We start from the raw sequence: 15,701 nt of genomic DNA on the forward strand, positions 1-15,701 counted from the left end.
CGCTACGCGTTTAAATCCAACGCTATATGTCGTATTCGCAACGTATTTATGAGTTCATATGATCTAATGGTTGATGTCGGGGACAGACGATTTCACTTCCCTATCGAAGCAGTCTGTGCCTGTCCCCTACATGGCAAAGGCATCATTATGTGCCCGCTCGTAGTTAACGAATTTATTAAAGTTTTTCAGGAAGACCAGTTCCACCGTGCCTACCGGACCATTACGCTGTTTGGCGATAATAATCTCGATAATGTTTTTCTTCTCGGTCTCCTGGTTATAGTAGTCATCCCGGTACAGGAACGCAACGATGTCGGCATCTTGCTCGATCGAACCCGATTCCCGCAAGTCACTCATCATTGGACGTTTATCCTGACGCTGCTCTACACCCCGGCTCAGCTGAGACAAGGCAATAACCGGAACTTCCAATTCCCGACCAATCTGTTTCAGGGTACGCGAAATCTCGGATACCTCTTGTTGACGGTTCTCGCCGGCTTTACCACGTCCACTAATCAGTTGAAGGTAGTCGATCAGAATCATGCCAAGGCCTTTCTCTTTCTTGAGACGACGGCATTTCGCACGAATGTCAGCTACGGTGATCCCTGGTGTATCGTCAATGTAGATATTAGCTTCGTTCAAGGCTGCAATGCCCATCGTCAGCTTTTGCCAATCTTCATCACCTTTAAAGTCACCCATACGCATGACACCCGCATCCAGATTGGCCTCTGCACAGATCATACGCTGTACGAGCTGTGCGGCTGACATCTCCAGACTGAATATCGCAACTGTCTCCTGCGCCCGAATGGCTACATTCTGAGCGATATTCAGGGCGAAGGCGGTCTTACCTACAGATGGACGTGCCGCTACAATAATCAAGTCACTCCGCTGGAATCCGGCGGTCATCTTGTCCAGATCGATGAACCCGGACGGAATGCCCGTTGTGGTGCCCTTGTTCTGATGCAACGTCTCCACACGGTCGAACACTTCCATCAGAACATCCTGAATGGCTATAAAACCGCTACTGGAACGTCGGTTGGAAATCTCCAGAATGCGCCGCTCTGCTTCTCCAAGCATAGCCGCGACATCCTCACCGCCCGTGTATCCTTCACTCACAATTTGCGTAGCTGTACGAATCAGGCGACGCAGCATGGATTTCTCTTCGATAATCTGAGCGTAATAATCCACGTTCGCGGCAGTCGGAACACCATGAGCCAGCTTCGCCAGATAACTGACGCCGCCGATGTCCTCAAGCTCGCCTTTATCCTTCAGTAGCGAAGTCAGTGTCACGAGGTCAATCGGTTGATTTCCCTCGCCAAGCTGGATCATCGCTTCAAAAATTAATTGATGGGGTTTATCATAGAAATCCTCGGTTTGCACCCGTTCCATCGCTGTAATCAGGGCTTCGCCCTGCAACAGGATTGCACCCAGCACGGCCTGTTCGGCTTCCAGGTTCTGTGGGGGAATCCGGTCGAATAACATTTCGCCGCCCATCTTACTCCTCCGTTACCTGTACCTTCAAGGTAGCCTTCACTTCAGGGTGAACCTTGACGGTGACTTGCGTTACGCCGAGTGTGCGAATAGGCTCGTCCAGTTCAATTTTGCGTTTGTCGACTTTCAGACCTTTCGCTGCCAGAGCTTCTGCGATTTGTTTGCTCGTGATTGCACCGAACAGACGGCCGCCTTCGCCGGATTTTGCTTTCAGTTCAGTCACTTCAGCTTCAAGCTTTTTAGCCAGAGCTTCCGCTTCTGCTTTCTCTTCCTGCTTACGTCTGTCTTCCGCTGCCTTCTGGTTGTCCAGTGTTTTCATGTTTCCGTCTGTTGCTGGACGTGCGATTCCCCGTGGCAGAAGAAAGTTCTGTGCGTATCCCTCGGACACTTCCTTCACTTGTCCTTTTTTGCCTTGACCCTTCATATCTTTTATAAAAATGACTTTCATTCGAACAAACCCTCTTCCTTTTCGATTTCAGCCAGTACGTTCGTCAGCCGTTTTTCCGCCTCTCCAAGCGTTCCTTCAAGCTGCACGGCAGCATTCGTTAAATGTCCGCCACCGCCCAGTCGTTCCATGACCACCTGAACATTCATGCGCCCCAGCGATCTCGCGCTGATGCCTATCAGTCCATCCGGGCGTTCACTAATGACAAATGAAGCGACCACGTCGGTCATATTAAGCAATGTGTCCGCCACTTGGGCGATCATCATCTGTGGAATCTTGTTGCCAGGGTCCGTGACCGCCAGCGCAATGTTCCCGTATACCATTTTAGCATGCTTTATGATTTCTGCCTTAGCAATATATTCTGACAAATCTTCTTTCATAAGCCGCTGGATCATAATGGTGTCTGCACCACTGCGACGCAGGAAGCCTGCCGCTTCAAACGTTCTCGAGCCCGTATGGAGTGCAAAATGCTTCGTATCCACCGTAATCCCCGCTAATAACGCAGTCGCTTCCAGTGGAGTGAATTGTACCTTGTCATGAATATATTGGAGAAGCTCAGTCACCAATTCTGCTGCCGAAGAAGCATATGGTTCCAGATAGATCAGAACTGCATCGTTAATGAATTCTTCACCCCGACGGTGGTGATCCACAACCACGACACGCGTAGCGGATTGAACCAGCTTCGGCTCCATTGTCATGGATGCCTTATGTGTATCGACAACAACGAGCAGCGTATGCTCCGTCATCATCTGGGTTGCCTGTTCCGGCGACACAAAGGCTTTGGACAGCTTTTCATCCTTATTCACCTGTTCCATCATGCGTTCAATGGAAGGGTTGGGTCCATCCAGTACAATTCGTGCCTCCACATTGTACAGACTCGCCGCTTTCCATACCCCAATAGACGCGCCAATCGCATCCATATCAGGCATTTTGTGACCCATGATAATCACTCGGTCACTCTCCTGCATCAGATCACGCAATGCATGTGCGATAACCCGAGCTCTTACCCGAGTACGTTTCTCCACCGCGTTGGACTTTCCACCGTAAAAGGACAACCGCTGTCCAGATTTTACGGCAGCCTGATCACCACCACGGCCAAGTGCCATATCCAAACTGGACTGAGCCAATTCTCCCATCTCACTGATGGTATCCGAGCCAAATGCCAGTCCAACACTTAGTGTCATCGGCACCTTAAGATCAGCCGTCATCTCCCGGACTTCATCCAGGATGACAAATCGGCTCTGCTCCAGTTCCTGCAAAGACTTATAATTCAACATCATGAGATAACGATCAGAAGAGAGGCGGCGCAGGTATACCTCATACCGTTTCGCCCAAGACGTAATCTCGCTTGTTACACGGGCAATCAGCGCAGTCCGCTGCTGGTCGTCCATGCCCTGGGCTGCTTCGTCCAGGTTATCGAGAACCAGAATGCCCAGTGCCATGCGTTCATTCTCATATTTATCACGAAGAATGGCTAGCTCCGTAATCTCGTAAACATATACATACCGCTCTTGCGGATTATGAATAACTCCATAATATCGATCATCCAATTGGAATTCGTCGTGAAGCTCCTTAGACGGCTCCTTGGTCCCATCCTTTTTTTCCTTCGGTTGAGGAAGTTTGGGAAACAAATTTTGCAGCGGATTACCTACCATCGTCTTCTCTTGGAACATATCCGCGACGAAGCGATTATGCCACTCTACGGTACGATCTTCGCTGTACAGCACAATACCGAATGGGAGCATGCTGACCGCTTCCCCCTCCATTCGTTTGATCCGAATGGAAAGGCCATTAATGTAGTCGTTAAGCTCACGACGGAATGCGAGCTCCGCCTTAATCATGACGATTCCCAGCGCCGAAGCCAGTATCAGACTAATCAAACCAAGCGTCCAGTTGTAGATGGTCACGAACATAACAAGCAGAAGCAGCAGTATGAACGCCCATACGGTATAGTAGCCGTGCCAGCGTTTCTTCAGAAATTTAGGCATGACTCATCACCCTATCGTTTTGGTTTCGATATTGCCTCGCGAAGCGGGAACGCCAGATCGATAATCCCGATAATCCGCAGCGGTCCAATGAAGAAGACTGCTGCCGCCAGCAAATACGGTACAACCGGATTCCATTTCTTTGCATGTGAGAGAAAGAAGAAGAATCCGATGGCTTGAATCATGAAGCCCAAATTGATTAGAGGCGACAAGTTCATGGCGATCATGGTCCAGTACGTTCCGTCACTCTGCCTGGATATCACTTCGAACAACAATGCCAGAAAGTAATACCAGATCAGGGCACGCGGCATACGCCATTCACGCGCAGGTGGAAATTTCGATACAGCCACGCCCATTACGTTTAGAATCGGACGTGCAATGAGATGAGTGATTAGAGCCATGACCAGAGACGTGACCACCAAGGCGAATGGAATCATAAGCTGCGTCTGTCTTGCGACATCCTGAGTCATTTCAGGTGTCCATACAAACCCATTTACCATCTGACTGGATGTATTCGTCAGGGGTTCAATCGTCAATCTGACCACATCATCAATATAACTCGACAAATCAAATTGGAAGATTACACTTCCAATCAACAGGAGCAACAGATACTCGGCCAGCATGGCTCCACTTCCTGCCATTAGGGCGAACAGGGCCGATTTCTTTTTCTTGTAAGCATTGCCCATAACAATGGCGGGCAGGGTGAACAAAAGCAGTAATAACAAATAAATCGGACTAAATATGACCAAAATGATCGCCACTGGGACGAGATGCCATATAAATGATTTTACCGGTAATGAAGCAAACAAAATAACTCCAGGTATCATCATGAAAAATATGGCCAAAACCGATAAAGGAGTTAACAGCGAAAGTAGCAAGAGCAGATAAACTACGCTCCAGACAGCTGATTTAAAGCTAAATTTCAACAAATTCACCTCTTACGCATGTGATCTTCTAGCGCGGAAATATCTTGGTACCAATCTTCCAACTGGTGACCTTCCTGTTTATGCTTTTTCAATTTCTCAACAAGCAGTGCATCCAGATCCTTGAAAGGAATACCGAGCCTGCGGCCCAATATGTAACTACTCATCATCAAACTGGCGAGACTGTCCCCGATTCGGGTTGTACTGCCTTCCCATAACGCTTTGAATAATCGGGATACCTGATCAAGCACTTCGGTTTTAAGCCATTCAATCACTTTAGCGCGTTTGGCTACATCCAGTTCTTTAGGCATATTGGCGAAAGTCACTCTCCCCCGAAAAAGCTTTATTCTCCATTATAGCATAAAAAGGGGGGCCGCAAAATTACCCCAAAAAGCGGAGAAGTCCTCCGAAACTTATCTCAGGTACTTTGCGGGGACCCCGTACAACGAATTCGTATTTTATCTTGTCGAAAATTCATTTAAGTTCGCTCTTGTTCAGCTCTTCTTAAGTTTAACATGATACCGGACGGCTGTGATTATCCACGCAGTTGCATCAATATCGAAATTTGTTTCGACTTACTTCACTTTCATGGATTCCTTGGCTACAATACCCTCGCAATACTCAATAATCTGACTCCGTCTTACGATCCCGATGAAGCGCTCCATATCATCGACAACCGGCACAAAGTTCTGCACTTTCGCCAGATTAATCAAATCCTCCATGTTGGCTTCAATGGATACCGGTTTGATATCCAGCCGAAGTGGAACGTCCTTAAGCAGGAATTTTGAAGCGTTTTCAAATGTAATCTTTCCCTCGGCGTTCTTCATATACCACAGCAGATCACCTTCGGTAACCGTGCCGATATACTTGCCTTCCTTATTCAAAATGGGCACCGCCGTGAACCGATGATATTCCATCCGTTCCAACGTCTGCCGCAGAGTAGAATCCGACGTTACGCACGTAACTTCTTGTTTGGGCAGCAAAAAAAATGCGATGTTCATACCCTTACGTATCCTCCTTGTGAAATTTCATCAGTCAGCTTATTACATTCAACTTACATAGTACGCATTAGAACGCAAGATGTTCCAAAAGGACATGATTCCTTCTACAAAGTAAAAAAAACAGCAGCCCGCCAATAAACGCACTGCTGATCCTTGTCTAAAACATAACGTCTGTATGGAATTGGTTATTCGATCTTCTGCCGGTCAGGAATCATCACTTCACCGGCTGGGGTCGACTCATCCATCCAGTTGTTAATCAGCTCTTTGGCATATTGGACGTCTTTCTCATCTGCCTTGCCATAATAAATTCCGTTTTTCCGCATTCCTTCGCCCAAAATAGTGAAGCTTGAGATTTGCGGTTTTTCCTGAGTCAGTACCTGCTTGGCCAGATCAATAATGAATGAAGGCTGCATATCCGTCTGGAAGCTGTCTCCCATAATCTGAATCAATTCTGGAATTTTGCTGATGGCGTTCAGATTAAGCATCTCATTCGCCATGGCATTCAGGAAAATCTGCTGCCGCTTGGTGCGATTAAAATCGCTATCCTCACGGTATCTTACATAGTAAAGTGCTTCCTGCCCGTCATAGATCTGCTTACCGCCTTCTATTGTGAACTGCACATGTTCAGGGTTCTTGTTCACTATGTCCTCATCAATCGGCAGCTTCACGCCACCAAGCGCATCAACGACTTTTTTGATCCCGTCAAAGTTAATCGTTGCATAATAACCTACATCCGCATCGAGAAATTTCTCCACCGTATTGATAGACATATTCTCCCCACCGAAGGCGTAGGCATGCGCGAGCTTGTCATAATCATCCTCACCATCCTTGTTGGCATCACGTCCAACAATCTGCACATAGGTGTCACGAGGAATGGATACCAGGAGTACGCGGGATTCTTTCGGACGAACAACGGCATAGATAACCGTGTCTGAGCGCCCACGTGTTTTCTCATAGGCACGTTTGTCTGAGCCTAGCAGCAATACCGAGAACGGTTCTTTGCGATATACTGTTGGGTCAGGCGTATTGTTGCCCTCCTGAGGGACATAGGAACGAGACAATTGGTCTTCAACTGAACCAGCGAGAAACAGATCGAAGGCCGCTACAGCAAGCTGCTGACGAAACAAATAGCCCCCGATTAACAAAACAACGAGCGATACGAGCGTTATATATAGACCTTTTCTTCTTTTCTTCTTCTTATCTTTAGTTCTGCTTGTCATCCATCGATTCCTTCTTCACTGTCAAAATGAAATTCGATACTACTACTATATAAGTTGAATTTAACTTATCCTGACCCCGCAACGGTACAGTGTTAATGATCCGTTCAACTTATATAATTACCATTAAACGTGCGCAATGGCTTGTGACACGGTGTTCTCTGAAGTTTTCTCTATCTCAAAAGAAAACGCCGCTCACGCTCGTTCTATTGTAATCATTGCTGGATGATGAAAAGTTACAATACGGTTAAATTGAAAAGAACAGTGCTCCTTTTTTACTGGCAAAAGGTGCACTGTTCTCTTCATGTGGAATGTCCATCCATTCCATTTGTTGATGCTGTCTCCACCCGATTCCTCTTCTCTTTATGACGCTGTCGCCCTGTAATAAACGCAGCGACCAGCGTGAGTACACTGAAAATAACCGCAGACCAGAACAGTCCACTATAACCCTCGCCGATTGTCTGATGAAGAGCCTGTAGCAACACATCTCGAATGCCCGGATCAGGAATTTGGGATAGTCCTTCGGTTAAGCTGGAAATATCGCTTCCTGAAGCTGCACCGCCGCCAGACGCATATTGTTGAAGCGCTTCGGGCGGCACCTGAATGCCCTGATCTGTGAGACCCTGCTGAATATTGGAGCCCAGGTTGGAGAAGGCACGAGCCAGGAAACCGGCAAAAATGGTTGGCGCGATCGCCATAGCCATCTGACGGAACAAGGAACTGGTCGCTACCGCAATGCCCTTGTTGTTCTCACCCGCTTGCTCAGTAACGAGCACGTTCACTGGAGCTCCCAGCATCATACCGAAGCCAATCCCCACAAGTACACTCGCAATCACGAATTGCCAGATATGCTCTACCCACAGCGGGAAGAGCAGGAAGCCGATAGCCGACAGCAATCCGGCTACAGATAACGTCCAGATTGGCCCTTTGCGGTCAACCAGATAACCGCCACCACCTGCACCAATGCCTGAAGCCAGAGCAAGCGGTGTAAACCAGTAGCCGGAGGCTGTGTTGGATACCCCGAGGTATTGCTCAACAAAACCTGGAATGAAGATCACGGATGCTAGAATGGCTCCTGAGAAAAAGGCAATCAGCAGCGTCCAACGAAAGGACGCAATGCCCAGAAGCTGTGTAGATACAACAGGTTCACGTTGTGATCCTTCCAGCCTTTTTTCAAGAAAGTAGAAGAGAACCAGAATGACCACACCTGCCAGGAAGAAGCCATAGAACATCGGTGAGCCAAGACTTTGCAGCATATTTACGCCATCCAGATTGCTAAAGCTGTACATCAGACTGAGCACACCGAGCGTCATGACCGCGATACCACTCCAGTCCACCGCCTTACGGCTCAGCTCCTGTTCTTCATGAATATAACGGATGCCTGCAATAAACAGCAAAATGGCGATCGGTACATTGATTAAGAACAACCAATGCCAATTCCCCGTAATGTCGAGGATAAAAGCACCGATATTCGGCCCTAGAATCGCCGCAACCCCGTTCATACCTCCCAGAAGACCCAAGGCTGTGCCCTGACGCTCCGCTGGGAACTTGCTTAATACATAAGAGCTCGCAATGATAAAGATCCCGCCACCACCCAACGCCTGGACGACACGAGCAATCAGGAAAAACGTAAACGATGTGCTTAGTGCAACGAGTAAAGACCCAATTCCGAACAAAGCCACTTCAATCAGAAACAGCTTCTTGCGTCCATAACGGTCGGAGAGCTTACCCGCAATCGGCACACTCACCGCAAGTCCGAGCGTATAAAGCGTGATTGTCCATGCTCCCCACGTCGGCGACACGCCAAATGACGCATTTAAAGTCGTCAGGGACGACGTAATAATCCCGTTATCCAGCGCAGCCATAAACACCCCGATAGCAAATAGGATAAGCGGCCATTTCATTTGTTTTTGCATTACACGTTTCCTCCCCGATCAGATTGCAATCCAGTAGCGTAAGGCTGTAATGATACATATATATTAAACCGAACCGAACAATAATGACTCACTGGTCATTTTAAAGCAAAATGATTACATATGTCAATTTGTTAATATGCTTGGATACCTCATTCAATTCCCTGCTCCACCAAATAAAGCCGTCCCTCAGGTTCGATGGAACCCGTGGGACGGTTTTATTGTTGAACTTAACTACTATTGCTGCATCAAGTGGCGATTCAGGAATTTCTCAATTGCACGATACAAATCCAATTGATTTTCAACATTGCCGAAGCCATGTCCCTCATTGGCTTTTAACATATATGGCACATCTACTCCACGTTTGCGCAGAGCCTCCACGATCTGATCAGACTCAGCCTGTTTCACACGCGGATCATTTGCGCCCTGGACCACGAACAATGGGGCTTTCATCTGGTCGATATGGAACAGTGGTGAGACAGCTGTCAGCAGCTCCTTGTCTTTCTCCGGATCACCCATACGTTCATAGAACATGTTGCGCTCCGACTCCCAGTAAGGTGGCAGTGAATCCAGCAGCGTGAACAGATTGGATGGTCCAACATAGCTAATTCCTGCTGCATAGACTTCTGGTGTGAATGCCAGTCCTGCCAGAGCTGCATATCCACCATAAGATCCACCGTAGATAGCTACACGCTTCGCATCAACCGTTCCCTCTTCAACCAGCCAATTTACGCCGTCTGTGAGATCGTCCTGCATCGCTTTACCCCACTCTTTGTTGCCCGCATCCAGGAATTCCTTACCGTATCCAGTAGAGCCACGGAAATTCACCTGTAGTACGGCATAACCACGGCTTGCGAGAAATTGAATTTCGGGATTGAAGCCCCATGAGTCTCGGGCCCATGGTCCACCATGCGGAACAACAACCAGTGGCAATTTGGAAGCCTCGGCTCCTTGTGGGAGCGTCAGATAACCATGAAGGGTTAAACCATCACGTGACTTGTACGTAATGGGTTTTACATCCGACATTTTACTCTCATCAATCCAAGGTGCGGCGTCAGCTAATTTATCCAGCTTACCTGTCTTGGAATCGTAGAAGTAATACGTACCCATGGATTTGTCGCTATACGCAACGAACAGAACCTGACCTTCTTCACTTATGTTTGAAATGCTTACTTCTTTACCCGGAACTTTCGCCTGGATATCCTGCATCAATTTTTTGAAATCATTGTCGAAGTATTCATAGCTAACCTTGTCCGTCTCATAGACAGCTGCAAGGATTGTGCCTTTTTCTTTAGAAGGAACGAAAGTGGATATATCCACATCCTTGTTTTCATAGATGGTTTTTGTTACTTTTTTACTGCTTGGGCTGTATTCGACAATCGCTGTTTTATCCCGCTCCAGATTGGATACAGCATAGATGTTTTTGTTATCATACGTGAACATCACTGGAGCAAATGTTTCTCCGAGCTTGGTGGTCATCAAATTCTCAAATGGTTTATCTTCTGATTCACGATACATTAACGAAGAGACATTACCATCACTCGATATGGCCACACGGATTTTACCCTCATGGTCCGTAAGCCAGCCCGTAATATTGCCCGGGTTCTCTGCAGCAAGTACAGCCTCACCTGTCTTGATGTTAATCCGGTACACGTCAAAGATCCGTGGATCACGTTTGTTCATACCTACTAGAATTTCATCCGGAATATTCTCCAGGGAGTCTACCAGGATCGCTCTTGTATTTGGATATGGCGTCAGATCCTTGCTGTTCTTACCATCAATATCCGTTACATAAATATGATAGTTCTCGTCCCCTGCTTCATCATTTACATACAACAGCTTATCCTTTGTCGCCCATACAAATCCCGCTATACTGCGTTCTGTCTCACTCGTGATACGTACCGACTTGTCCTGACCATTCTCTTTCACTACGATATTCATTCGGTTGTTCCAAGGCTCCATGTAAGCCAGATGTTTACCATCCGGAGACATCTGGAATCCTGCTTGAGCCGGCTGTTTGAAGAAGTCTTCCAGAGGTGTTAGACCTTCTGACTGCACATCAAGTCCAAGAGCGAGGTACAGCGCATCAGCAAACTCACCATGGGTCACTGAATTTTTGGCGTTAAACGCACTGCCTTCAATAATAAAATGCTGCTTCAGACGAATCGCATCCTCCGTATGTACCTTCGGAATTTGCGCCATATCACTGTATACAACCTGAATGCCATTATCCTTTAGTTCAAATGCCCGAGTAAACAACGATGCCATCTGTGCTCTTGTGAGAGGTGCATCTGGTGCATATCCTTTGGCTTGCCCTTGAATAAGACCACTTTGCTTCAGTGCGTAAATGGCAGGAGCAGCTTCATCCTTAGCCAATACATCTGCAAAACCTGTAAGAGACGCTGGAGCATCCAGTTTAAGTACACGCTGCAGGATGATTGCGGCCTGAGCACGAGTAATTGGCGTTTGTGACTCTTTCATTCCATCTGTTGTGCCATCTATGTATCCCAGTTGCTGTAGTGTCTGTGTTGCCTTCGAAGCAATGGATTCAGCGACTGTCGCCGTAGGCTTCACCGATTCTGCTGCCTGGACCGCTGGTTGAATCAGAGCGATTGACATCGCCATGGTAAGCGTGAGAGCATACACTTTTTTACTCACTACGTTCAAGTTATTTCCCCCTTTAAAGTGAATTACACGATAATTTGGAATTATACGTAAATCATTTTACCATGATCCACCATAGGTTAACAGCGTAGAACACCCCTCGAATTTCCATCCCAGAGCATTGATTGTGTAACATGTCATGTAAATTTCAAATAACCCTTACTTTGAACCGGAAAATCCATAATTGAATAGCTTTCGTGTCTCGATAAAACGTCCCTCACGACTATCCGAACCCAGTACAACGGAGATCAGTCGCTTGCCATTTCGCTCAGCCGTTCCAACGAAGTGATAGCCAGAATCCTCATCATATCCGGTCTTCAATCCATCGTTTCCATCGTAAGCATAGGGTCCGCCAATAGAGGACAGCATCCAGTTGGTGTTGCTCATGTACATTCCTTTTTGGTGCATCGACACCTGCATTTGGCTGGAAACTCTCAATATTTCGGGGTAGTTATTCAGCAGATAACGTGCAAGCTTGCATGCATCTACGGCGGTCATTACGGTCTGCCCTTGTATTTCCTTCGGATGACTCGGACCAAGTAGTTTTTCACTTAAACCTGTTGCATTCGTAAACACCGTCTTGTCAGACAATCCGATCTCTGTTGCCTTCTGATTCATCTTTTGTGCAAAAGTCTGCTCTGTCCCACTGATATGTTCAGCCAGAGCAATAGCGGCATCATTCGCGGAATAGACGGCTACAATCTGGAATAGCTCCTGCACAGTGAATTGCTCCCCTTGTTTCAAACCCAGGTGGCTGCCACCTACTGAGCTTGCATACAAGCTTATATTAACAGGGTCGTCCCAACGCAACTCTCCGTTGATCACAGCCTCCATTACAAGTAGTTCTGTCATCAATTTGCTAATCCCTGCCGTTGCAATTTCTTCGGAACCGTTAAAGTTGATTAGAATCTGCTCAGAGTTCATATCCATTAATACAGCCGATTCAGCCTTAATCCCCGGTTTGCCCACCAGCATGTCCGGTTTTACACCCAAATATATAATAACCAGTAGAGCCAGCAGCATTCCTGCCCGTATCCACCATTTTTTCATCGGAAAATCACCTCTTACAGATATAGACGAAGTGAAGAGGCATTTTGTCTGCAATTTTTATAAAAAAAGTTAAATTTTTTTTATTTTTTTGTTACCAAAAAAAACATGGACCCCATACCCCCATGCCAGAGTGTACGGAATCCATGCTTTACAAGACTTTTTCTATTCATACCTAGAAGAATCTTTTCAATTAGATCTAGCAACCGAATTCTTAAAAGGACCCCAATCCTTATTGTTGCTAATGCTTTTTTATTACTCTGCTACAACCGCTTTATCTGCATTAACTTGAATGTCATTCAGATATAAACCTGTTCCGTCACCAATCGCATAGTTCATTACACGTTTGTTAACCGGTGCTACAACAGCACGGTACAATGTCGGGAATACAGGAACTTCATCAACCATGTACTGCTGCCATTGGTTGTAGATCTCTTTACGCTTGTCTACATCAAACGCTTCAGCAGATACACCTTGTGCGAGCAATTTGTCATTTTCTTCGCTAGAGAATCTGGAGAAGTTATACAGTGCATCACGGCCATACAGACCTGCTGGATCTACGTCAATACCTACGCCCCAAGCAGCTTGATATACATCAATATTTGGATCATCTTTACCTGTGTTACCTACACGGTCATAGAAATTGTTGAACTCAACCATTTCCAGGTTTACTTTCAGACCGATTGCTGCCCACGATTGAACATAGTAACGTGCCAGTGGTTCAGCTGTGTCGCCACCTGTCATCGATACAAAGTTAATTTCAAGTGGGGAACCGTCCGGTTTCGTACGGAATTCACCATCCAGTTTGTAACCTGCTTCATCCAACAATTTTTTCGCTGCTTCTGGGTCATATGCAACACCCGGATTGTTAGAATCATGGAATTCTGGGTGAGACGGCGGAATCAATGTTGTTGCATTCCAACGCAGACCGTTATAGAAACGTTTGCCCACTTGATCGTTATCTACAGCCATCCACATGGCTTTACGCAGATTCTTATCTCCCATTTTTGCTTCAGCATTTGTTACAACTTTGCCGTTGTCAGCATCCCATGTGCCCAGTTTGAAACCGATATAGGTGTAAGCACGATCGATTGCACCCAGGAATTCAACGTTGGACATATTGGCATTGTCTTTATATTGATCTGTCGGGAATGAATCCACGAGGTCTACCCCGCCAGATTTCAATTCTTGAACAACCGTTGTTGGGTTGATTACTTTCAAAGTCACTTTGTCCAGTTTTGGAGCTCCACGCCAGTAGTCATCGTTTTTAACGAAAGTTACAGACTCACCTGGAGTGATTGTTTCCACTTTAAATGCACCAAAACCGATTGGTTTTTCACGTACTTCTTTGGAAGAAGACATTTTCGCTACATCCATATCACCGAAGATATGTTTAGCCAGTGGATATGTCCATACGCCACCTGTCAGCAAGGAAGGTGTAGATTCCTTGTACGTAATGCTGATTTGTTTTTCGCTAAGAACCTTGATCCCAGAGATCGTTTTTGCTTTTCCAGCGTGATAATCATCCATACCTACTACACTTGTAAAGTTGGAATCGTAACGTGGACCATCATAAGCCTTGTTACCGATAACTTCATAAGCAAACTGCAAATCTTCAGCCGTTACAGGCTTGCCATCATGCCAGTTTACATTATCACGAATGGTCAGTGTGAACGTTTTGCCATCTTCCGATGTTTCATACGTTGCTGCACCATCATTGGTATATACATAGTCTTTGTCCCAAGTCAGCAAACCTTCGTCAAACCATTGCAGAACCATTGCATCCGGATTACCGGAGTAGAAGTTAAAATTCAATGTTCCTTCAAACGCAGTATCGGATACCAGTCCATATGTGATGGACCCACCCTCAATTGCAGTGCCTTCATTCGTTTTGACGTTGTTGAAATCTTCGATAGAGTAAACGCCCTCTTCTTTAGTAGGCTTCTCCTCTGTTTTCTTTTCCCCTGTGTTCGTAGAAGGCGTTGGTGTTGCCGCCTCTTTCTCCGAGCACGCCGCAAGCGCAAGTACGAAGACCAACATCATCGTGAAAAATAGTCCCCGTGAAAATAATCCCTTTTTCATGAACCTTTCCTCCCTTTTTTTAACCTCTTCTTTGTCTTGCATCAGTCGCACGCTTCAGGGCCTGTCCGACATTATTTATACTCAACATCAATACCAGAATAAGTACTGACGCAGGTAGCCATATCCACCATCTGTATTCCAGTGTTTGCGGATTACGAGCATAGCTTACGAGTGTTCCAAGACTGGGTGTACTTTCCGGGAATCCAAATCCCAAGAAGGACAGACCCGATTCGAGGCCAATGTTGGCAGCGAGATTCAACGTCATCGTTACGATGATGATGGAGCTAAGATTAGGAAGTACCTGTGAGAGCATAATCTTCAGATGGGACGAACCTAATGTTTTTGAAGCTTTTACATAGTCCAGTTCCCGTTCCTGTAATGCTTTGGAGCGGATCAACCTGGCAATCCCCATCCAGAGAAAAGCTGTCATGATTAATGAGAAAGATACAATATTATATTTGGGTACTGCAGTAACAAACGCGATTACAATCATCAGCATCGGAAGAATCATGAAGAAATCAACAACGCGCATAAACAAGTTATCGATCATTCCACCGAAGTAACCGGATAACAGACCAACCAGGATACCTATACAACCAGTCATTAAGGTGACGATAATACCAATGGTTAGAGAGTTACGTGTACCGATGATCAGTTGTCCGAAAACATCACGACCACCGTAATCAGTTCCCAGCCAATACTGCGCGGAAGGCGGCTCATACAAAGCAAATAAATCTACCTTAACAATTTCAGCTTGATCCAGGATCAAAGAAGTACCATAGACCAGCAGTATGACCAGTCCCAAAAATATGAGCGAGATTAGTGCCACCTTATCTCTGACAAGCTCCCGCCACAAGATACTCAAGCTGGAGGGGCTCTTATCAATCTTCTGTGAAGTTATAACGACATCATTGGCCTTGCTCATCTTATTTTCACCCC

At 46.4% G+C, this 15,701-nt stretch carries 12 protein-coding genes; all 12 read right to left on the minus strand.

Translation table 11 applies throughout. The features are described 5' to 3' along the window. Nucleotides 1-126 precede the first annotated feature (126 nt). Complete coding sequence (gene dnaB / locus BUA17_RS13440) at nt 127-1,488, minus strand: replicative DNA helicase (RefSeq protein WP_024629551.1); 1,362 nt, start codon at nt 1,486-1,488, stop codon at nt 127-129. Between the two features lies 1 nt (nt 1,489). Further along, nucleotides 1,490-1,933: a 50S ribosomal protein L9 gene (gene rplI / locus BUA17_RS13445; RefSeq protein ID WP_024629550.1), complete on the minus strand. Its 444-nt coding sequence runs from the start codon at nt 1,931-1,933 to the stop codon at nt 1,490-1,492. After that, complete coding sequence (locus tag BUA17_RS13450) at nt 1,930-3,918, minus strand: DHH family phosphoesterase (RefSeq protein WP_063567368.1); 1,989 nt, start codon at nt 3,916-3,918, stop codon at nt 1,930-1,932. Before BUA17_RS13450 ends, rplI begins: the two co-directional genes overlap by 4 nt. A gap of 11 nt (nt 3,919-3,929) precedes the next feature. Beyond that, complete coding sequence (locus tag BUA17_RS13455) at nt 3,930-4,841, minus strand: DUF2232 domain-containing protein (RefSeq protein WP_072733971.1); 912 nt, start codon at nt 4,839-4,841, stop codon at nt 3,930-3,932. Nucleotides 4,842-4,846: 5 nt separating this feature from the next. Beyond that, entirely contained in the window at nt 4,847-5,149 is a 303-nt protein-coding gene (locus BUA17_RS13460) for a MazG-like family protein (protein WP_024629547.1), read from the minus strand. Nucleotides 5,150-5,413: 264 nt separating this feature from the next. Further along, nucleotides 5,414-5,839 (minus strand): CBS domain-containing protein, encoded by a 426-nt coding sequence (locus BUA17_RS13465; RefSeq protein ID WP_063567369.1) that lies wholly within the window; start codon nt 5,837-5,839, stop codon nt 5,414-5,416. 185 nt (nt 5,840-6,024) lie between these two features. Then, nucleotides 6,025-7,059 carry an LCP family protein gene (locus BUA17_RS13470; protein ID WP_072733925.1) on the minus strand — a complete coding sequence of 345 codons (1,035 nt, stop codon included), beginning with the start codon at nt 7,057-7,059 and terminating at the stop codon, nt 6,025-6,027. A 299-nt stretch (nt 7,060-7,358) separates the two neighbouring features. After that, the gene (locus BUA17_RS13475) at nt 7,359-8,972 is read right to left on the minus strand and encodes an MFS transporter (protein ID WP_072733926.1); all 1,614 of its coding nucleotides are present in this window, start codon (nt 8,970-8,972) and stop codon (nt 7,359-7,361) included. Nucleotides 8,973-9,206: 234 nt separating this feature from the next. Further along, on the minus strand, nt 9,207-11,627 hold the full coding sequence (locus tag BUA17_RS13480) for a S9 family peptidase (protein ID WP_244552144.1): 2,421 nt from the start codon (nt 11,625-11,627) through the stop codon (nt 9,207-9,209). Between the two features lie 165 nt (nt 11,628-11,792). Then, on the minus strand, nt 11,793-12,683 hold the full coding sequence (locus tag BUA17_RS13485) for a D-alanyl-D-alanine carboxypeptidase family protein (RefSeq protein ID WP_063567373.1): 891 nt from the start codon (nt 12,681-12,683) through the stop codon (nt 11,793-11,795). 252 nt (nt 12,684-12,935) lie between these two features. Then, nucleotides 12,936-14,762: an oligopeptide ABC transporter substrate-binding protein gene (locus tag BUA17_RS13490; protein WP_063567374.1), complete on the minus strand. Its 1,827-nt coding sequence runs from the start codon at nt 14,760-14,762 to the stop codon at nt 12,936-12,938. Nucleotides 14,763-14,781: 19 nt separating this feature from the next. Further along, nucleotides 14,782-15,687 (minus strand): ABC transporter permease, encoded by a 906-nt coding sequence (locus BUA17_RS13495; protein ID WP_063567375.1) that lies wholly within the window; start codon nt 15,685-15,687, stop codon nt 14,782-14,784. Between the last annotated feature and the right edge of the window lie 14 nt (nt 15,688-15,701).

The organism is Paenibacillus sp. ov031, assembly GCF_900143165.1.
Taxonomy (GTDB): Bacteria; Bacillota; Bacilli; order Paenibacillales; family Paenibacillaceae; genus Paenibacillus; species Paenibacillus marchantiae.

What these genes read in the sequence shown, in the direction of transcription:
- dnaB (WP_024629551.1), bottom strand. Translation starts at nt 1,488, where the DNA reads ATGGGCGGCGAAATGTTATTCGACCGGATTCCCCCACAGAACCTGGAA.
- rplI (WP_024629550.1), bottom strand. Translation starts at nt 1,933, where the DNA reads ATGAAAGTCATTTTTATAAAAGATATGAAGGGTCAAGGCAAAAAAGGA.
- BUA17_RS13450 (WP_063567368.1), bottom strand. Translation starts at nt 3,918, where the DNA reads ATGCCTAAATTTCTGAAGAAACGCTGGCACGGCTACTATACCGTATGG.
- BUA17_RS13460 (WP_024629547.1), bottom strand. Translation starts at nt 5,149, where the DNA reads ATGCCTAAAGAACTGGATGTAGCCAAACGCGCTAAAGTGATTGAATGG.
- BUA17_RS13465 (WP_063567369.1), bottom strand. Translation starts at nt 5,839, where the DNA reads ATGAACATCGCATTTTTTTTGCTGCCCAAACAAGAAGTTACGTGCGTA.
- BUA17_RS13470 (WP_072733925.1), bottom strand. Translation starts at nt 7,059, where the DNA reads ATGACAAGCAGAACTAAAGATAAGAAGAAGAAAAGAAGAAAAGGTCTA.
- BUA17_RS13475 (WP_072733926.1), bottom strand. Translation starts at nt 8,972, where the DNA reads ATGCAAAAACAAATGAAATGGCCGCTTATCCTATTTGCTATCGGGGTG.
- BUA17_RS13485 (WP_063567373.1), bottom strand. Translation starts at nt 12,683, where the DNA reads ATGAAAAAATGGTGGATACGGGCAGGAATGCTGCTGGCTCTACTGGTT.
- BUA17_RS13490 (WP_063567374.1), bottom strand. Translation starts at nt 14,762, where the DNA reads ATGAAAAAGGGATTATTTTCACGGGGACTATTTTTCACGATGATGTTG.
- BUA17_RS13495 (WP_063567375.1), bottom strand. Translation starts at nt 15,687, where the DNA reads ATGAGCAAGGCCAATGATGTCGTTATAACTTCACAGAAGATTGATAAG.